16 protein-coding genes and 1 tRNA gene are annotated in these 19,909 nt (G+C 51.7%); 9 read left to right on the forward strand and 8 right to left on the reverse strand.

The genetic code is table 11. The features are described 5' to 3' along the window. Positions 1-46: 46 nt before the first annotated feature. Entirely contained in the window at positions 47-1,393 is a 1,347-nt protein-coding gene (locus J4377_RS11455) for a Na+/H+ antiporter family protein (RefSeq protein ID WP_095603240.1), read from the forward strand. Between the two features lie 116 nt (positions 1,394-1,509). Here the strand turns inward: J4377_RS11455 and alr are convergent, their stop codons facing one another. Then, positions 1,510-2,775 (reverse strand): alanine racemase, encoded by a 1,266-nt coding sequence (gene alr, locus J4377_RS11460; protein ID WP_253485583.1) that lies wholly within the window; start codon positions 2,773-2,775, stop codon positions 1,510-1,512. Between the two features lie 534 nt (positions 2,776-3,309). Here alr and dctP point away from each other — a divergent pair. From dctP to J4377_RS11475, 3 genes are all read left to right on the forward strand, one after another. After that, positions 3,310-4,329 (forward strand): TRAP transporter substrate-binding protein DctP, encoded by a 1,020-nt coding sequence (gene dctP, locus J4377_RS11465; protein WP_253485585.1) that lies wholly within the window; start codon positions 3,310-3,312, stop codon positions 4,327-4,329. Then, the gene (locus tag J4377_RS11470; RefSeq protein WP_038485821.1) at positions 4,322-4,864 is read left to right on the forward strand and encodes a TRAP transporter small permease subunit; all 543 of its coding nucleotides are present in this window, start codon (positions 4,322-4,324) and stop codon (positions 4,862-4,864) included. The genes dctP and J4377_RS11470 overlap by 8 nt, the downstream gene beginning before the upstream one ends. A gap of 128 nt (positions 4,865-4,992) precedes the next feature. Further along, positions 4,993-6,312 carry a TRAP transporter large permease subunit gene (locus tag J4377_RS11475; protein WP_038485824.1) on the forward strand — a complete coding sequence of 440 codons (1,320 nt, stop codon included), beginning with the start codon at positions 4,993-4,995 and terminating at the stop codon, positions 6,310-6,312. Positions 6,313-6,414: 102 nt separating this feature from the next. On the opposite strand, the gene csiR is transcribed toward J4377_RS11475, so the two are convergent. The 3 genes from csiR to J4377_RS11490 form a co-directional block, all read right to left on the reverse strand. Next, positions 6,415-7,125 (reverse strand): DNA-binding transcriptional regulator CsiR, encoded by a 711-nt coding sequence (csiR, locus tag J4377_RS11480; RefSeq protein WP_084183746.1) that lies wholly within the window; start codon positions 7,123-7,125, stop codon positions 6,415-6,417. A 223-nt stretch (positions 7,126-7,348) separates the two neighbouring features. Then, positions 7,349-8,620 (reverse strand): 4-aminobutyrate--2-oxoglutarate transaminase, encoded by a 1,272-nt coding sequence (gabT, locus tag J4377_RS11485; RefSeq protein WP_253488137.1) that lies wholly within the window; start codon positions 8,618-8,620, stop codon positions 7,349-7,351. Between the two features lie 40 nt (positions 8,621-8,660). Further along, on the reverse strand, positions 8,661-10,106 hold the full coding sequence (locus J4377_RS11490; protein ID WP_253485587.1) for an NAD-dependent succinate-semialdehyde dehydrogenase: 1,446 nt from the start codon (positions 10,104-10,106) through the stop codon (positions 8,661-8,663). Positions 10,107-10,523: 417 nt separating this feature from the next. Between J4377_RS11490 and J4377_RS11495 the strand changes: the two genes are divergently transcribed. Beyond that, a complete protein-coding gene (locus J4377_RS11495; RefSeq protein ID WP_245846643.1) occupies positions 10,524-10,709 on the forward strand; it encodes a CAP domain-containing protein in 186 nt (61 codons plus the stop codon). A 6-nt stretch (positions 10,710-10,715) separates the two neighbouring features. Here J4377_RS11495 and J4377_RS11500 read toward each other — a convergent pair whose 3' ends face one another. Beyond that, the gene (locus J4377_RS11500; protein ID WP_095603245.1) at positions 10,716-11,195 is read right to left on the reverse strand and encodes a CreA family protein; all 480 of its coding nucleotides are present in this window, start codon (positions 11,193-11,195) and stop codon (positions 10,716-10,718) included. Positions 11,196-11,848: 653 nt separating this feature from the next. Here J4377_RS11500 and J4377_RS11505 point away from each other — a divergent pair. Continuing rightward, the gene (locus J4377_RS11505) at positions 11,849-12,277 is read left to right on the forward strand and encodes an SgcJ/EcaC family oxidoreductase (protein ID WP_038485832.1); all 429 of its coding nucleotides are present in this window, start codon (positions 11,849-11,851) and stop codon (positions 12,275-12,277) included. 21 nt (positions 12,278-12,298) lie between these two features. On the opposite strand, the gene J4377_RS11510 is transcribed toward J4377_RS11505, so the two are convergent. The 3 genes from J4377_RS11510 to J4377_RS11520 all read right to left on the reverse strand — a co-directional run bounded on the left by J4377_RS11510 (position 12,299) and on the right by J4377_RS11520 (position 15,486). Continuing rightward, positions 12,299-12,375: transfer RNA gene (locus J4377_RS11510), tRNA-Arg, on the reverse strand. 50 nt (positions 12,376-12,425) lie between these two features. Next, complete coding sequence (locus J4377_RS11515; protein WP_253485589.1) at positions 12,426-13,373, reverse strand: AEC family transporter; 948 nt, start codon at positions 13,371-13,373, stop codon at positions 12,426-12,428. Positions 13,374-13,488: 115 nt separating this feature from the next. Beyond that, entirely contained in the window at positions 13,489-15,486 is a 1,998-nt protein-coding gene (locus J4377_RS11520) for a diguanylate cyclase domain-containing protein (protein ID WP_253485591.1), read from the reverse strand. A 325-nt stretch (positions 15,487-15,811) separates the two neighbouring features. Here J4377_RS11520 and J4377_RS11525 point away from each other — a divergent pair, with 325 nt between their 5' ends. The 3 genes from J4377_RS11525 to J4377_RS11535 are packed head-to-tail and all read left to right on the forward strand — an operon-like array spanning position 15,812 to position 19,909. Further along, positions 15,812-17,857: a capsular polysaccharide biosynthesis protein gene (locus tag J4377_RS11525; protein WP_253485592.1), complete on the forward strand. Its 2,046-nt coding sequence runs from the start codon at positions 15,812-15,814 to the stop codon at positions 17,855-17,857. A gap of 1 nt (position 17,858) precedes the next feature. Beyond that, positions 17,859-19,094, forward strand: a complete 1,236-nt coding sequence (locus J4377_RS11530; protein WP_095603250.1) for a capsule biosynthesis protein — start codon at positions 17,859-17,861, stop codon at positions 19,092-19,094. Next, positions 19,091-19,909: an SDR family oxidoreductase gene (locus J4377_RS11535; protein WP_231657177.1), complete on the forward strand. Its 819-nt coding sequence runs from the start codon at positions 19,091-19,093 to the stop codon at positions 19,907-19,909. The genes J4377_RS11530 and J4377_RS11535 overlap by 4 nt, the downstream gene beginning before the upstream one ends.

Consider the following 19,909-nt stretch of genomic DNA (forward strand, 5'->3'; position numbering starts at 1 on the left):
GGCGGGAAACTCTCGCATTCAATTCCAACGACAAGAGTAGCTATTCATGAATGCTATCGTTTTGGCCATTTTAGTGATGGTCAGCCTCAGCTTGGCTCGCGTTTCCGTTGTCTTTGCCTTAATCGTCGCAACGTTGGTGGGTGGGCTTTATGCGGGCATGCCGATCAATGCCATCCTTGATGCCTTTAACGACGGTCTCGGCAACGGCGCTACTGTGGCCCTGGCCTATGCCGTGCTGGGCGCTTTCGCCGTCGCGCTATCACGCTCGGGCATCACCGAAGTAATGGCAAATCGCGCCATTGCGCGTTTTCATGTTGATGATTCTGGCAGCAGTCGCCGCATGGTGACTTATACCCTGCTGGCCGCCTTGCTGGCCGCGGCGGTCAGTTCTCAAAACCTTATTCCGGTACACATTGCTTTCATTCCTGTGCTGGTTCCGCCGTTACTGAAGCTAATGAATCACCTCCAGCTCGACCGCCGTCTCGTCGCCTGCGTGATTACCTTCGGCATTACCGCCCCCTATATGCTGTTACCAGTAGGGTTTGGCGCTATCTTTCTGAACGATATTTTGCTCACCAACCTCAATGAAAGTGGTGCCGAATTTGGACTGGAGATCACCCGTCAGATGGTCCCCATGGCAATGGTGATTCCTATTGGTGGCATGGCATTGGGCCTTGCCGTAGCCGTATTGTTTAGCTATCGCAAAGGGCGTAACTACCAAGACCGAGACCTGGCCAAGGGTGATGAAACCCCAGCACAAGCGGCCCAGCATTTAAAAGGTTGGCAAAAAGCGGTACTGGCAATAGCACTGGTTGGCACCGTGGCCGTTCAGCTCTACACCGGCTCAATGGTTCTGGGTGGGATCTTTGGCTTTGCTCTGCTCTCTTTAAGCGGCGTCTTCCGCTGGCACGAACAGGACGGTATCTTCACCGAGGGCATGCGTATGATGGCCTTGGTTGGGTTCATCATGATCACCGCGGCGGGCTTCGCCAGTGTGATGCAGGCCAGTGGCGAGGTTGAAGCGCTGGTCAGCAGTTCTACAGAGATAATTGGTGATAACAAGGGATTAGCGGCATTGATTATGCTGCTTGTGGGCCTTTTCATTACCATGGGTATCGGCTCTTCCTTCTCAACAATCCCAATCATCGCATCACTTTACGTACCCCTTGCGCTGAATTTTGGCTTTTCGCCGCTAGCCACCGTGGCGCTGGTAGGCACCGCAGCCGCCTTGGGCGATGCAGGCTCCCCGGCCTCCGACTCAACGCTTGGCCCAACCGCCGGTCTCAATGCCGACGGCCAGCACGACCATATCTGGGACAGCGTTGTACCGACCTTCTTGCACTATAATATCCCGCTGATTGCCTTTGGCTGGATAGCCGCCATGATCCTATAACGCGCCCCCCCGCTTTTCAGCGCAATAACCATCCCCCAAAACGAAACCACCCCGCTCAGTTGAGCGGGGTGGCTTCGTCAGCAAACACAGTACATTACTACCTTTATTGGCAATAATTACTCGCTATCACTACCTGTACCTGTACCTGTATCGCTATCGCTTGGACGCAACACCTTCGGGTTGGAGTTTCCCCATACCGTGTAAAGGTCGGCGAGTAGCGCACTATTGAGGTCTTCAAGTTCACCAATGGTAATTCGCTCGTCACCCTGGAGCCCGTAAAGCACCACTTCATCACCCGCTGCCACTCCCTCGACATCCGTCACGTCGACCATGGTCGTGTTCATCGACACTCTTCCCATGACCGGCACTCGCTCACCGTTGACCAGTACAAAGGCAGCGTCACTGAAAACACGCCGATAGCCGTCAGAATAGCCAACAGGTAAATTCGCCAATAAGCTATCGCGCTCCAACACCCTGACATTATCGTAGCCAACGCCACTGCCTTGCGCGTAATCGTTGACCGACGCTACCCGCGTGCGAAACGACATCACCGGCTTGAACTGCTCATAATGGGGTAGATCGCCATACAGCAAACCACCCGGGCGTACCATATCAAGGCGAGCTTCAGGCACTTCCATGGTGGTAAATGAATTGGCGGCGTGAAGCGTTAGCGCCTCGCGATCCAGGTTAGCCGTCTCGATTAACCAATCACTTTGCTCGTGAAACGCTTCCAGCCCCTGGCGAACAAAATCTTCATCCTCAAAGGCAAAGTGGGTCATGATGCCCACCAGCTCTAACGACGCTAAGTCTTGAAGCTCTAACGCTTCCTGGCGCCCTGCTTCACTATCAAGCGCCATGCCATTGCGCCCCATACCGCCAGCATTCAGACCCAAATGATAGCGCAGTGTTACCCCTGCCTCAGCTGCATCGCTGGATGCTTGGCGGGCGGCTGTTATATCCCCGAATAACTCTTCCATGTCGTAATCAAAGGCACCGCGCACTTCTTCTGGTGTCGCACTGCGCACGCGCATTAAACGCCCATCGAAACCAGATGCCCGAACAACCCGCGCTTCTTCGTTACTCGCCACACCAATGCAAGGAATACCTAACGCGATCACGGAAGGCATTAAATTAGCAATGCCGTGACCGTAGGCATCGGCTTTCATAATGGCGCAAAGCTCCGCTTCTTCGCCCAATAATTCCAGCACACCGCGAACGTTCCCCTCAAAAGCCGATTGCGAGATTTCTACCCAGGCATTGGCACTCAAGTGTTCTGGGCTATCAACGAGCAATGCTTGGTCGCTCAGCAACGGCGCCGCATAGCTGGTAGTAGTAACGGTGGCAGCAACAGCGGCAGCTAACAGGGTTAGTGGATATTTCATTATCAGATCCTTGATTCGTTTTCATTGTTAAGACCCCACTGCTCACACTACCTCTACTAAACAATTCTTAACGATAGCGGGTGCCGCGTTTATTAAAAAAAGCAGCACTAGGACGCAATAACCTGATGAGAAGGAAAGATCTTTCGCTGATTGCTCTGACTGTCGGCGGGGCGCAACTCTTCTGCTCTGCGTGTATCCAAGCTCTGTTCCAAAGCAGGTTTAGGCCACTAACAGACTCGACGATCTGTTGGCTACACCGTTTATCAACGCTTATCTAATACATCTGATCGGCAATCTATCGCTCAAAAACACAATAACTCAATGAAAATTAATAAAAAATTAATTTATAGACGCAGTTTCGGTTTGGTTTGACATCAGTCAACGTAATGTAAAAATGTTGATGTTAGACGATTTTATAGAAATTTTTTATAGCCTGAGCACCATGCGTGTGATTAAACTGGGGGCGCAACATGGTTTCGAAACTGAAGCATGGATGCCCTCTATAACTCTAAACGCTATCAACAAAGAGGTTTTATGAAGCTCTCAACATCCGTGAAATGCGCTCTAGCGACGTCCATCGCCGCTTCCATCATGGCTAGCCAAGCGCTCTATGCCGATACCGTTCGTTTACGCATGCACACGTTTTATGGCACCGAAGTGGATCAGATTGCAGCTGATTTGCGGGAACGGGTAAGTGAAGCGAGTGATGGCACTATCAACATTCAATTTTTCCGTGGCGGCGAGCTAGTCAGCAGCGACCAGTTTGTCGAAGCTGTTGCCCGTGGGAGCATCGATATCGGCCATGGTGTAGGTAGTTACTGGCCTGGCACGGTGGGTATCGGCACAATCGAAGGGGGCCTACCTGGAGCATGGGTAAGCGCTGAAGAAGCACACGATATATTTGCCAACCAAGGTCTTGATGAGCTCATCGCAGAAGCTTACGAAGAGCAAGGCGTTAAGCTGATTGGCCGCGGCTTTGGTAGCGATTATGGCTTAGTCACCCGAGAGCCTGTTTCCAGCCTGGAAGATCTTTCCACCATGCGCATCCGCGCAACCAGCTCCATTGCAACAGTGCTGGAAAAGTTCGATATTCCAACAGCCTTTATTCCCGGTGAAGAACTCTACGTCGCGCTTTCGACTGGCGTTATCGACGGTGCCATTTACGGTGGCCCTGTTGAGTACGAACAGCTACGAATTAATGAAGTGGCGGGCTACTACACCGATATCAACTTACTCAACCCAGGCTGGACAGAAAACGCATTCATCAATCCTCGCACCTGGGAACGGATGAGCGAAGAGCAGCAGCAAATTTTGGTAGATGAGCTGGCTCAGTACCTGGAAGACGTTCACAACTGGCTGGAAGAAGGCAACCAACGCATCATCGATGAAGGTGAGCTGTTTGAATTCGCCACCCTGCCAGCAGAAGATTCACAACGCTTAGCCGAAGCATCTTTGCCGATTTGGGAAGAAGAGGCGGCACGCTCTGAGCGAAATGCCCAAGCCGTTGAAATCTTGATTAACAACGCCAAAGCGCAAGGAAGATTGAGTGAGTAAGATCAACCGATATCTACGCTTTCAGGATGGGCTTTCCGACTGGGTCGGACGAGTCACCGCTTGGCTGACGCTAGGTATTATCGGTGTACTGCTCTATGAAGTAGTCGCTCGCTATGTACTCAATGCCCCCACTGTGTGGGGGCACGAACTAGCGACGATGTTCTTCGGTGCGCTGAGTATCCTGGCTGGCAGCTATACCTTACGCCACCAAAGCCACGTGCGCAGTGATGTCATCTATCGCCTGCTGCCCTTCCGCATGCAGGCGTTGTGTGACGTGATTGTGTTCTCACTGGGTATCTTGGTGCTGAGCGTATTTTTCACCATGGCCGTGGAATTTGCCCACCGCTCCTGGCTAATTGGTGAGTATTCCAACCGAAGCATTTGGCGTCCAGCGCTTTGGCCGATAAAAGCGACCATTCCAATTGCTGTTGGATTGCTAATTCTGCAGAGCGTAGCAGAGCTAGTGAGGGCCATCGTGCGTTTACTTGGCATTCCCTATGATGATCCGCGAGACGACATTAGCGACGCTGACTAAATACAGCCCGACTCTGTTTAAACAGAGTGCTGCTTAACCCTCGCTCTATTTCAACGTGGTTTTACCGTGAAAAATAAGAGACACACCCCGGCACGTCCTTGTGGATATGCCATGCAAAGGGTATCCCTATGTTAAATTTAGACCCCATGATAATTACGGCGATCATGTTTCTCTCCATGATCGTCCTAATGGCAATAGGCGCTCCGCTAGCGTGGGCGTTGATGATATCGGGCATGGGAAGTGCCTACATGATGTTTGGCCCTGGTGGCTTGGACTTCTTGCTATCGTCGGCATACAGCACCATGGATAACTTTCTCCTGGTGGCCCTCCCGCTGTTCATCTTTATGGGATTGGTACTGGAACGTTCCGGTATTACCGATGATCTTTTCGAGATGATGCATAAGCTGATGGGCAGCCTTCCTGGCGGGCTCGGGATAGGCACCATTCTGATCTGCGCCCTTATCGCTGCCATGGCGGGAGTCTCAGGGGCAGCTACCGTCAGCCTAGGGATCATTGCATTACCGGCAATGCTCAAGCGGGGCTATCACAAGCGGCTAGTCACCGGCACGATCATGGCAGGTGGGGCATTAGGTTTTCTCATCCCACCTAGCATCTTAATGATTGTTTATGCGTTTCTGGCCCGTGAATCGGTAGGAAAGCTATTTGCTGCTGGCTTAGTGCCTGGCCTAATGCTTGCCGCTATTTACATGGCCTATATATTGATACGCTGCCGCATCAACCCTTCCCTAGGCCCTGCTGCGCCAGTAGAAGAACGCTTTAGTGCCAAAGAAAAGCTGATGTCTTTGCGCCACGTTATTGCCCCAGGCCTTTTGGTCACTGCCGTATTGGGCTGCATTATCGGAGGGGTGACCTCGCCTTCCGAAGCCTCTGCAGTCGGGGCTGGCGGTGCCATGCTAATTGCAGCGCTGAGAGGCCGGCTTAACTGGAGCCTGCTGCGCTACGCGATGCTCAGCACGGCCAAAATAACCGGTATGTTGCTCTGGATTGCCATTGCCGCGGTATTCTTTAGCCGTATCTATATGGGCTTAGGCGCCGGTATGATCGTCAGTGATTTTATTAATGACTTCTCGCTGTCGCCCTATACCGTCATCATCATCATGCTGATTAGCTTTTTTGCACTGGGCATGTTTCTCGATGACTTTGCGATCCTGTTCATCACGATTCCGCTTTATGTGCCAATCGTGCGTGACTTAGGGTTCGATACTACCTGGTTTGCGGTGCTGTTTATTATAAGTATGCAGTCCGCTTATCTGACACCACCCTTCGGGTATAACCTGTTCTATATGCGATCAGTCGCACCAAAGTCCATTACTATCGTCGATATCTATCGCTCAGCACTGCCGTATGTTGCTCTACAAATAGTGGGCTTAGCACTTATCGTACTATTCCCAAGTATTGCGCTGTGGTTGCCCAACCTACTGTTCTAAACAAGCGTATCAAACGACTATCAACAGAAACCAAACTAAAAAGGCCCTAATGATTAGGGCCTTGTCTTTTATTCTTTCTCCGATTCATTCTTTTACCTTGCCTTACGCCACACTTTGTTGGCGCATCACCTGTGCAATAATCGGCACAGGAGACATCAAGTGTTCGTGCATCAATGCCACTGCTTTATCCTTCTGGCGCTCAAGGGTGGCGTCTACTAAAGCGGCATGCTCTTGGCGCTTTACTTCAAGGGCTTGAGCAGAAAACACAGTTTCCTTAAGCCACAAAAAGCGGTAGCGCTGAACTTTATCAAACAGCCCAGCGCGCACTTTCATCAAATGCGGAGAGTTACAACCAACGACCATCGCGGTGTGAAAATCACTATGTCGTCTATCCCAAATATCTAACAGCCCTTCTGCCGAGCTCATTTCCGTCAGCTTTGCTAATTGATAAGACTTTGCCAAGATATTAGCTTCCCAGGCATCATCGCCACGCTCTATCGCAAGCCCCAACATCATCGCTTCAACCTGCGCCCGGGCATCGTATATATCGTTAAGCTCAGCGAGCGACATGGGTGCCACACGATAGCCACGCTGGCTAATAGCCACCACTAGATGCTCAGCAACAAGCTGGGAAAGTGCTTCTCGCAGAGGACCAATACCCAGGTCATAGCGCGCTTTAAGCACACTCATGCGCAATTTTTCGTCAGGCTGAAAAATGCCTTTAATAATATCTATCTTAAGTAGCTTGTAAGCACGAATACCCAAGTTTTCCTTGGCATCCGCCTTTTCGTCTGGGAAGAAAGATGAATTCATGAGTATGCATTTCGCAAAATGGGCCAAAATAATAGCACAATTTGTAACACCTGTTTGAACGTATTCACCCACTCGCATTTAATAACAAATGCAACAAGAAATAAAAAGCCGATGCAGACTAGCTGCACCGGCTTCTATCAACACTCTCTATATATCAGCACACTTATCAGCGCCCTCTACAAACGCTTCTATTGGCGCTTAACTAACCAATAGACGCTAGATATTACGCTGTAAGCTCTTCGAGCAATTCTTCAACAATCGTCAAACCTTCTTCAAGGATGCTGTCTTCAATAGTGACCGGCATCAAGAAGCGGATCGTATTGCCGTAAAGCCCACACGACAGCAGGATAAGCCCCTTCTCCCGGGCACGTTTGCACATGGCCGCTGCGAGTTCTGGGTCGGGCGTTTGATCTGCGGCAACAAGATCCAATGCCGCCATCGAACCTAAATGGCGCACGTTTTCGACACAGGCAAAACGTTGCTGCCACTGGGTAAAGCGCTGCCCCAGCACTTCTCCTAGGGCTTGGCTCTTCTCAAGAATTTTTTCTTCTTCGAATACTTCAAGCACCGCTAAAACGGCAGCACAAGAAACCGGGCTGCCTGAATAGGTGCCACCCAGCGAGTTAGGGCCACACGCATCCATATGCTCAGCCGTTCCTACGACGGCTGAAATCGGCATGCCACCAGCCATGCTCTTGGCCATGGTCATAAGGTCAGGCTCAACACCACTGTGTTCAATGGCAAACAACTTGCCGGTACGACCAAAGCCAGACTGAACTTCATCGACGATCATCAGCATGCCGTGCTCGTCGCAAATTTCACGCACCGCTTTAAGGAAACTGGCCGGTGCAGGATAGAACCCGCCTTCACCCAACACAGGCTCGATCACGATAGCCGCGGTATCTCTTGGGTTGGCATCGGTCTTCAGCGTCATTTTAAGACCGCGGATGGCGTCTTCTTCGCTTACCCCGTGGAACGGAACGGGGTAAGGCGCACGGAAAACATTCCCAGGCATGCTGCCGAAATCAGCCGAGTAAGGCACCACTTTGCCGTTCATTGCCATGGTCATAAAGGTACGGCCATGGTAGCCGCCATCGAAGCAGATCACGTTATTCTTGCCGGTGGCGGCACGCGCAATCTTAACGGCATTCTCTAGCGCTTCAGCCCCGGAGTTAACCAGCATGACTTTGCCATGGCCGCGCACAGGCGTGAGCTGACTGAGTTTTTCAGCGACTTTCACGTAGCCTTCGTAAGGAATAACGGTTTGGCAAGTGTGCATCACCCGGCCCAACTGCTCCCTAACCGCTTCGACGACTTTAGGATGGCAGTGGCCGATATTAAGCACGCCAATACCACCCGCGAAATCAATAATACGGTTACCATCCGCATCCCAGATAATCGCGTTTTCAGCACGGTCCGCAAATTGCGTTGCAGGGCTGGCGGCACCATTAGCGACATATTTCTGTTTAAGCTCATTCAGCTGTGCATTGCTCATCTTCATTTACTGCATTCCTCAGTTAATTAGTGAAAATCGCTTATAGGCCGCCAACACAGACGTATTTCAACTCAGTAAACTCATCAAGGCCATGACGTGAACCTTCACGGCCCAGCCCAGACTCTTTCACCCCACCAAAGGGCGCTAGCTCGGTAGACAGAATGCCCTCGTTAACCGCAACCATTCCGTACTCCAGCCCTTCCATTACGTGCCAAATTCTGCGGTAGTCACGGGCATAGAAGTAAGCTGCCAACCCGAACTCAGTCGCATTCGCCATGGCAATGGCTTCTTCGTCGGTCTCGAAACGGAACACAGGCGCCAAGGGACCAAACGTCTCTTCACGGGCAACCCGCATGGTATCGGTCACATCAGCAATAATCGTCGGTTCAAAGAAAGTGCCGCCCAACGTGTGAGGCTTGCCACCACAGACCAACCGCCCACCCTTTTCCATCGCATCAGCAATGTGGGACTCGACCTTTTCAACCGCGGCCTGATTGATCAACGGGCCTTGCATAACGCCTTCATCCAGCCCATTGCCCACGTTTAGTTGCGCCACCCGCTTGGCAAACTTCTCAACAAATGCCTCGTAAACGCCGCTTTGCACCAAGAAACGGTTGGTACACACACAGGTCTGGCCAGAGTTGCGATACTTGGAGGCAACAGCTCCTTCAACGGCGGCGTCTAGGTCGGCGTCATCAAACACGATGAAAGGGGCGTTACCGCCTAACTCCAACGATACTTTTTTGACCGTACCGGCACATTGAGCTAGCAGCTTCTTACCCACCGGCGTTGAGCCTGTGAAAGAGAACTTACGCACGCGCGGATCGGTGGTTAGCACCTCTCCAATCGGTGCAGGCTGGCTGGCAGTGACCACATTGATCACCCCAGCGGGCAGGCCAGCAAGCTCAGCCAAGCGCGCCACCGCCAACGCCGTTAGTGGCGTTGCTTCTGCAGGTTTGATAACCACCGTACAGCCTGCCGCTAAAGCGGGGGCGCACTTACGGGTGATCATTGCCAGCGGGAAGTTCCAGGGCGTAACGGCGGCCACAACGCCAATGGGTTCGCGAAACACCAGAATGCGCTTATCGACACCATGGCCCGGCAAGGTTTCACCGGCCATACGCTTGGTCTCTTCGGCATAAAACTCGACAAATGACGCGCCATACGCCACTTCACCACGGGATTCTGCCAGCGGCTTGCCCTGCTCCAACGTCATTAGCCGAGCCAGATCTTCTTGGTGCGCCATGATGGCGTCGAACCAGGCGCGCAACAGCGTTGCACGCTCTTTCGCAGTACGCTTTTTCCAGCCCGGCCCTGCTGCCTCCGCTGCGGCAACCGCTGCTCGTGCACCATCAGCATCCAGGTCAGGGACTTCTGCTAATAGCTCACCATTTGCCGGATTAGTGACCGCAAAGCGCTTGTCAGCACCGCACCACTCTCCGCCAATAAATGCGTCAGGTATCAAAATATCGGGTAACTCACTCATCTTGTTTTCCTTTTTGCCATGACATTAGAGCGTGCTCTCAAACGCTGGCCGCGCCTCCCACGAACTCGCTACAACGCCATTGCCTGTACTTCCGAAAGCACTACCGAGCCAGCTTCTGCATTTTCAGATAGGCAGCATCAACCGTAATGACTAACAAAAATATCTACATTTACAAAAAACGTCAAAATATATTTTTAGCATATACACTAAAAACTGGACGATGGGGTTGGATGACACCGAAAATGATGGCTAAGCTGCGGGCAGAATTGGTACAAAAAGCGGTCAAGGCGTGTGCTGGAGGCCGCTGCCGGTATGCACGCCAGCGACATGGCCAACAACGACTACGCTAGCCATACCGATGCTAACGGCGCAGGAATTGAGCAACGCGCCAATCAACATGGCTACACGTGGTAAGCCGTGGATGAAAATATTGCTGCTGGGCATACATCTGTCGCCGCCGTGGTAAACGGCTGGTTAGAGAGCCCCGGCCATTGCCGCAATATGATGAATGGCACCTTCACCGAAATGGGCATGGCCAAGGCCAGCAATGCTGATTCGCGCTATACCACCTTTTGGACACAGATGCTGGGGAACCCCCGCTAGCCCTTCTTAAAACCCACCGTAATGGACCGCTGAAATCGCATTCTTTGGTGAACCATCCACCAGCTTGGTGCTGTAAGTTAAGTACACAAAGGTTTCGGTTTCAGCATCGTGCATGCGCACCACGCGCATATTCTTAAATAGCGCAGAGCGGCGTTGGTTAAAAACGACCTCTTGCTCGTCTACCTCGTCAGGGTCAAAGACGATCTCTCCCGTTTGCCGACAAGCCACGCTGGCCTCGCTAGCTTCCTCAGCAAGCCCTACCGCACCTGAAATCCCGCCCACCTGAGAGTAGGAAAGATAGCAGGAAATCCCCTGTACTTTTGGGTCGTCAAAGCGCTCCACTTCAATCGTACTGTTCGGGCCGATCAACCTAAACTCCGTTCGCACGCTGCCAATATGGGCATCCTGCGCCAAAAGCGAAGTAGGCAGCAGCAACGAAGACATCATCACAAGCGACGTAATAACAACCGGTGTAGAAAAACGCATAGAAATGTCCTTAGCAGGTGCAGCAGAAACGGCAAGCCAAGAGCATACCTGATACCGGTAGAGCCGGGGCAGTCAAGAAAGGCTGAATGTCGAAATGGAAATAGATGGCAAAGGAAAAATAAAGCGGGAGGACATGGCCATAACAGGATCACAACCTATCATTTAAGATGCTGATAAATATAATTTTCTATGATCATAAAAATCTCCCGCATACCATTTGTCATTCGTTAGGGCTTTTCTACCACCCTGCCTCCGAAAAGCCGTCTACCTTTTCATAGCGGCTATTTAGTGTAGGGAGACATCCCATACAAGAGCAATACCCAAGCCTGTTATCCGCAAGTTGATTACGAAGCTGGTTGAAAGCACTCTGTCACTGTCGATACCTCAGTGAAAATTACAGATTCGTACCAATCGCTCGTACCGTCATTCGTACTTTTATCCAGCCACCATCTCAAAGTGCTTACCAATCTTGTATGGTAACCATCCGTGGCCACTAGCCATTTGGTGGATACCAGCGTAGAAACCATTAGAAGAGACAATGGTCTATTTGACCCAATTTTTAAACGCTATCATTCTCATGATGACGGTCATGTTCGTGGTCACTGTTTGGGTAGTGACTCTGTCAATATCAATCTATCTAAAAGAGGCAAGCCATGGATGCAGATCAAAAAGCCATCGAAACTCTACTTATGACACAGCTTCAAGGGTTTGCAGATCGCGATGCTGCCAGCATGAGCGATATCTATGCCGAAGATGCCGATTGGACTAATGCATTCGGGCGAACTATTACAGGGCGCGACGCAATTATCTCTTATCTAGACGAGCTCTTTGCCGATTCGAATTTTTCTGATAACTCAATGGCCGGGCAGCCTGATATTTCTGTCCGTACGATTGGCGGAGATGCCGTTGCGGTCAAGGTCTACACTCAGATCGAAGGCCAGCGCACCATTGAGGGCGACTTACTGCCCACCCGTCACAACTATTCCCTCAAGCTGCTTGGCCGTCAATCCGACGGCTGTTGGAAGATTGTGTCGGAACTCTTTATGGACGCGCGCTCGGAGACGACCCATATCAAGGATTAGGAGCGACTAGGGGGAGTGATATGGCGTCCCTGGCAGGAGTCGAACCTGCGACCTGCCGCTTAGGAGGCGGCTGCTCTATCCTACTGAGCTACAGGGACTTATGGGGCGCATAGTATAGCGTGTTGGTGAGTGTCAGCCAACCGCGCAGTTAAATCCATCCTAGCAGGCGCAGCACAAAGATACCGCTGGTGACGGTGACGCTGGCCATTAAGGTGGTTATGGCGATGATATTGGCGGCCAGCGCTACATTGCCGTTAATTGCTTTTACCATCACAAAGCTGGCGGCGGCAGTTGGGCTGGCGAAAAATAGAAATAACAGCCCGAGCTGCTCTCCAGAGAACCCCACCGCCCACGCTGCTAGCGTGGAAAGCAACGGCAGCACAATCATTTTCATACTACTGGCGCTTAATGCGATTTGGCTGCCGCTGCGCATGCTGGCAACCGAGAGTGTGGCGCCGACACAGATCAATGCCAGCGGTAACGTTAACGAGGCGAAGTAATCGCCGGAAGTAATTAGCCAACTGGGCAGCGGAACCGAAAACGCTGTGAATGGCAGCGCGGCGATGACAGAAATAATCAGTGGATTAGTGACGATATGCTTTAACAGGCTGCGCCAATTTGTCGATTGCCCAGGTTGGTAGGCTGCCAGAGCCACCACCGAAAGTGCGTTATACATTACAATCACCACGCCAAGCAGCAGGCTACCGGCAGAAAGCCCGTAGTTACCGTACATTCCCGCCGCCAGTGCTAACCCTACGATGCCGCAGTTACCACGGAACGCGCCCTGAACATAAATACCGCGGTCTGCTTTAGGCACCCGATAGCTCGCCCATAGCCAACTGATCAGGAACTGGCCGAGTGTCGCGGCGGCAAAAAACAGCAGCAACGGCACATCTAATGCAACGCTTAAATCGGCTTTTATTAAACTCAAAAAAATCAGCGTGGGGAGCGTTGCTTTGAAGACGAGGGCTGACGCTGTAGAGACAAATTCTCTGTCGATCCACTTTAGGCGCTTTAAGCCGATACCGACGAACACCATGGCAAAAACAGGCAACGTGATATCCAGCGTGCGGGAAAATAGCTCAAGTAGGTTCACGAAAGCCCTCTCATTCGAATAAGCAGACGCTTATATTCTACTGTCAACCAAGGTTTGTCGACTAATGGGAATGAATAAGAGACGCAATATAGAAGGCGAACCCAAAGACCACGTGTTATTCAAATAACGACATTGGGTCTAGTGCCTTTGGCAGCTTGACCACCACACTATCACGCCCATGCCCTTTGGCTTCGTAACTGGCGGCATCCGCTCGGGAAAGTGCCACGTCGTAGTTAGTGTCGCTTTCATCGAAGCTGGTCACGCCAATGCTCAACGTCACGGTGTACTCTTTGCCTTCATGGGAAACCGACACTTCGCTCACCGCTTGGCGTAGCGATTCAGCAATGCGTTGCGCCTGGCCTAAGGTACAACTCGGCAGCAACACCCCGAATTCGTCACCACCTTGACGTGCCACGTGGTCGCTGCGACGAACCTCCCACGCGACTACCTGGGCAATACGGCGCAGCATTTCGTCCCCTAACGCATGTCCACCTTCATCGTTAATGGGTTTGAAGTGATCAAGGTCGAACAGCAGCAGCGCTGACGGTGTACTGGTTTTCCGGAAGTCGGCAAAGGCCTCTTCAAGACGACGATCAAAACCACGGCGGTTAAGCAAGCCAGTCAATGGATCATGCTCGGCTTCCCAACGTTGAAGCGCTTCCTGCTCACGCCGTTCGGTAATGTCTTTTACTACACCCACCAAGCCAAGCGAGTTCCCACCCTGGGAAAGCATGACCACACGGGCGTGAATCTCAAGCCAAAGCATCTCTTTGTCACTGCGTATAAAGCGCAGTTGACGCACGTAGTCATTGCCGGTTTTTAAGCTATGCATCCACATATCTTTCGCGCCGGAACGATCATCTATATGGATTTGCTCAAGCCAGGCTTCCATAGGCATATCAGGCTCAATACCCAAGATATCTAATAGCGCGGGGTTCATATAGGTAATGTTGCCGCCAAAGTCAGCCACAAACATTCCTTGGGGCGAGGCATTGAGCACCGAATCCAAAAATGCTTCACGCTCTTGAAGGTGACCTACTAGCAGCTGACGCTCATTCTCAACACGATTAAAGGTACTGGCCACTTGTTTTAGCTCTTGCATATTGGTCGCAAGATCAACGCCCGAACGGCGGCCAAGCCCTACTTCGCCAATTTGCGTTTCCAGCAGATTTAATGGCGTTAAAATACGTGCCAGCAACCACCATAAAACAGGCATCATTAATACCGCAGCGACGCACCAAATCCACCATAGCTTATGGATAAAACCAGATAACGGTAATTGAGCTTGCTTTAGAGGAAGATAAAGCCCTACCACCCAGTTCGCAGACCATACCTGTGCATAGGACTGTAGACCAACTCGGCCATCAAGCAACTTACCAACGCCATCGCCCTGCCAGCCATCGAGCGCTAAGTCCAACAACGGGATAGCCGTTGCATCGAAGCTATCGTTATTAATTAGCGCCCTATTCGGGTGATATAACATTTGGCCAGTTGCAGTAGAAACCGCAGCATAGCCTTCACTACCTAATCGAATGGTTGCAAGGCGGTTGAATAACCCACTGCTATCTAAACTAACCACGCCTCCGACAAAGCCCGCGAACCGCCCATCGCTGTCTAGCCGGGGCACACTTACTAATACCATCGGCATGTCGCTTGCCCGGCCCACAAACGGCTCGCTAACGTAAGGCCTTCGCGTGCCTCTGAGCATTTTAAAATATTCAAGCTCTGTTGTATCAAGGCCCACTCGCCCGACAACCGTTGGCCAATCTGCCACAATGGTCCCATTGCGATCACTAACAACAATCGCGTCAAACCAAGCCAGCAGTGCGTCGTTTTTGCGTAGCTCATAGCCAAGCCATGCCGGATCACCTGAGCTTCCAAGAATTTGACTGAGCCGCTCTAATGCTTGGAAACGGAGATCAATCTGCTGAGTAACTTCATCTGCAATCAGGTCGGCTTCGTAGCGCAAGTGGGCCATGTTGGTTTGTTGCACCATGGTTTTTCCCACCTGCCACGCCATCCCCAGCACCAACCCAGCCAGTATCAACAGCGCACACAAAAGTCCCAGCAGCAGCCGGCCTTTTAAGGAGCTGAGGATTGATTTACTCAGCATCGATTCCCTAAACATCGATCTTTTGCAGGTAGGAACCAGACGTACCAATCACCACCTTCTTATTAACGTTTGCTACCTTTGCGTCCAATGAGCCTATCCCAATCGCGTTATAAACCGATAACTTACCAAAATAGAGGAAAAAGTGCGCGTTGGTGAAATTCAATGTGGTTGTACTGTTGATATGTATCATTATGTAACAAGAAGCCCTCTTACCGTAAGACCACTTTAGGCTTAATTGATAAGCTAGACCTTTTCACGTATGTTCGCCGCTTTAATTATTTGCGTTTATATTTCCGCTTGTTTTTGACACTAATTCGGCTCTTTCATGGCAAAACTAATAGCAGGCTATACATCTCCCGGTATTACCAAGATCAACGCGTTTGCTTCTTTTTTGCCTGAATACTCGCATTTTTCACGCATTAGGCCACTGAGCTCGAAACCGAATGCGGTTATTGGCTGGGGGCTTAAGTCCACAAGTGATGGCGCGCGAAATTATGCCGCTCGTCATGGCCTACCGTATGTCGCTCTTGAGGATGGCTTTCTTCGTTCTTTAGGACTAGGAGTCGAAGGCTATCAGCCTCATAGCATGGTCGTCGATTACACGGGCATCTATTATGACGCCTCTCGCCCTAGTGATTTAGAAAACTGGCTCAATCATGCCACGTTCGACGCCGAAGAGCTTGCCCAGGCCACGCGCTGCATTGAGCAACTATCGCGTTACCGCTTATCGAAATACAACCACGCGCCTGATTATTCGCTTCCCATTGCTGAAACCATCAATGCTAAAACTAACAACGTATTAGTGGTAGATCAAACCGCAGGTGATGCTTCTATTCACCATGGTGGTGCGGATGCAGACAGTTTTCAGCAAATGTTAGCGTGCGCTATAAACAACCACCCTGATGCCGATATTCTAATTAAAGTACATCCTGACGTTATCGCAGGTAAAAAGCAGGGGCATCTAGCAGACGCTCACGATCACCCGCGTTGCCATATCATCAGCGATAACATTAACCCCTGGGCGCTGTTTGACCGAGTTAAAGCCGTTTATGTCGTCACCAGCCAGTTAGGTTTCGAAGCCCTGATGGCAGGTAAGCAAGTACACTGCTTTGGCCTGCCCTTCTATGCAGGATGGGGATTAACGCAGGATCAGCTCAGTTGTACACGTAGAAGAGTCTCTCGGCGCTTAGAAGAGGTATTTGCCGCCGCCTATCTTCGTTACACCCGATACGCTAACCCCTATACGGGCAAGGCTGCGACGCTGGAAGAAACGATTGCCCTGATTGCCGACCAAAAGCGCCAGCAAGAGCGCCTGCGTGGTGAGTGGTTAGCCTGTGGCTTCTCTTCATGGAAGAAGCGCTTCATTGGCCATTTCCTTGGCCCCGCGGCAAAGGTTGATTATCAAAAAGAGCTGCCAGCCGCTTTCTCAGCGGATGTTGAAAAACCAAATCTTCTGGTGTGGTCCAGCCGTATTAACGATGATTTTAAAGCCCGCCACCGTGACCATATAGCGGCACTATGGCGAATGGAGGACGGCTTTATACGCTCCGTGGGCCTTGGAGTAGACCTCACCCAGCCACTCTCTTTGGTCATTGATCGCCAGGGCATATACTACGACCCCAGCCAGCCCAGCGAGCTAGAAACGTTGCTGAATACCGCCGATTTCAGCGATGACTTATTAGAGCGAGCGGCACAACTGCGCGAACGGTTGGTCGCATTGAAGCTTTCCAAATATAATGTACCGGGCAAAGAAGCCATTGAATTACCCGCCAACAAGCACATTATTTTGGTGCCTGGTCAGGTAGAAAGCGATGCGTCCATTGCCACAGGTTCGCCAGAAATAAGTACTAATAGTGCGCTGTTAAACGCCGTGCGGGACACCAACCCCGATGCTTTTATTGTTTACAAAGCCCACCCTGACGTGATTACCGGTGCGCGTATCGGAGCACTCGATACCAACGCCAAACGCCTGTATGATCTCGACGCCAGCCATATCGATATCACTGTGTTGTTAGCACGCGTTGATGCAGTGCACACCATGAGCTCGCTCACTGGCTTTGAAGCGCTACTTCGTCGACGCCAAGTATGCACCTATGGCCTTCCATTTTACGCCGGCTGGGGGCTAACCCAGGATGCCATGCACTGCCCGCGACGCAACCGGGTGCTGTCACTGGATGCGCTAGTCGCAGGAACACTGCTTCTATACCCAAGCTATGTCGATCCCGGCTCTCGGCAGCTATGTAATGCTGAAACGGTAGTCGGCTTGTTGGAGCAGGCTAAATTAGAACAAGTTAAATCTCAAAAACACATGCTTACATGGAAGCAGCGGCTATATCGCTCCTATCGTAACTTATTCATTGGAAGTCATTAAGTTGAAGCAAAAGCGTGCATTCTTATTTCTCCAAGGCGTCTGCTCGCCCTTTTACCAGCGTCTCGCCCGTCGGCTAACCGACGATGGTCACCGCGTGGTAAAGGTTAACTTCAACGCTGGCGATATCGTCTACTGGCAGCGCACCCACAGCCAGAACCATTTGTTTCGCGGCCCGCTAAGCGAGCTACCGGCTTATATCCAGTCGTTGTGGCAACGTTACGACATTACCGATCAGGTGCTGTTTGGTGACAGGCGTCCGATTCACCGCCCCGCGGTTGACTTAGCATCCGCGGCTGGCATTCGCACCCACGTCTTTGAAGAAGGCTACTTTCGCCCTTTCTGGGTCACCCTTGAGCGCGAGGGTGTTAATGGTCACTCGCTGCTGCCCAGAGACCCCAAGTGGTTTTTTGAAACTGGCAAAGCACTGCCCAAACTCCCTGCACCGGTTCGCTTTCGCTCGTCTTTTAAAATCCGTGCCGCTCACGACATGTGCTATCACCTAGCGGGGTTAGCGAATCCCCTGGTGGCTCCCCACTATCGTAACCATGCACCCATCACTGCGCCGGTGGAGTATGCGGGCTACGCCAAACGCTTTACCTTACTTCGATACTGGAAAAAGCGCGATGCAGCGCGGATTAAAAATCTTATAGAAGGCGGAAAGCCTTATTTTATGTTGCCGCTGCAGCTCAACACCGATGCGCAGATTCGCGACCACTCACCTTATGCCAATATGGAAGAGGTGATGGATCACGTGATGGGATCATTTGCGCTACATGCCCCTAGTGATGCGCTGCTGTGTATAAAAAATCACCCGCTGGATATGGGGCTGGTTAATTACCCGAACATCATTAAACGGCTGGAAGATTTTTACGGCCTACATGGGCGCATCGTTTACCTGGAGTCAGGCAATCTCAATCCATTGCTGAAACACGCCACGGGCACCGTCACAGTAAACAGCACGGTCGGCATTGTTTCCCTTGAAAAACAGTGCCCTACCTTTGCGCTCAGCGATCCCATCTACAATTTAGCGGGCCTCACCTACGAAGGCTCTCTAGACGAGTTTTGGCACCAACCGCCGCTGCCTAGCCAAGCGCTCTTTGGCTATTTTCGCAACACAGTGATGTACACGACGCAAATTAATGGTGGTTTTTACTGCCAACCCAGTATCGATTTAGCGGTGAACAATGCAGCGGGTATACTAGAAGCTTGCCCTTCACCACTGGAGACGTTGCTGTGAGCGTTGGTGTGAACGTTGATGTAACGACCTCTTTCTCTTCTAATGCCCCCCGCTGCGTATTGATTACCGGTGCCACCGGTGCAATAGGCGGGGCGCTAGCCCTTGCTTATGCAGCCCCTACAACGCACTTGGTGCTACATGGCCGCAACCAGCAGGCGCTTGAAGGGTTGGCGATGGCGTGTCGAGAAAAAGGCGCACAGGTGTCGCTATCATCAGCCAGCTTGACCGACGAAAGCGAACTCAACGCATGGCTTGATGCGCTATGTGCCGAGCACGTTCCAGATATTGTGATTGCCAACGCGGGCATTAATACTCATCCAAGCGCAAGCACGCTAGAACCGTGGGACGAGGTTCAAGCGCTACTCGATGTCAACTTGAAAGCCCCCATTGCAATGGCCCAGCGTCTGGTTCCTGCCATGCAAGCACGCGGCAGCGGTCAATTGGTATTTATTAGCTCGTTGGCGGGCTGGCACGGCCTACCGACAACGCCAAGCTACAGCGCCAGCAAAGCGGGCATCAAAGCCTATGGAGAAGGCCTAAGAGGCTTACTCGAACCCCATGGCATTGGTGTGACCGTGGTAATGCCTGGCTACGTCACTTCCGCCATGTGCAATGCCATGCCTGGCCCCAAGCCTTGGGAATGGCCGCCAGAGCGGGCCGCCAACGCCATACAACGTGGTATCACCGCTAACCGCGCCCGTATCAGTTTTCCCTTCCCGCTGAATTTCGGTACTTGGTGGCTGGCCGTGCTACCGGCGGGCATTTCTCAATGGCTCATCAAACGCCTTGGCTTTAATCATACCGGGGGCGCGTAG

Origin of the sequence: Halomonas sp. XH26, from assembly GCF_024138895.1 — a bacterium.
Lineage (GTDB): Bacteria > Pseudomonadota > Gammaproteobacteria > Pseudomonadales > Halomonadaceae > Vreelandella > Vreelandella alkaliphila.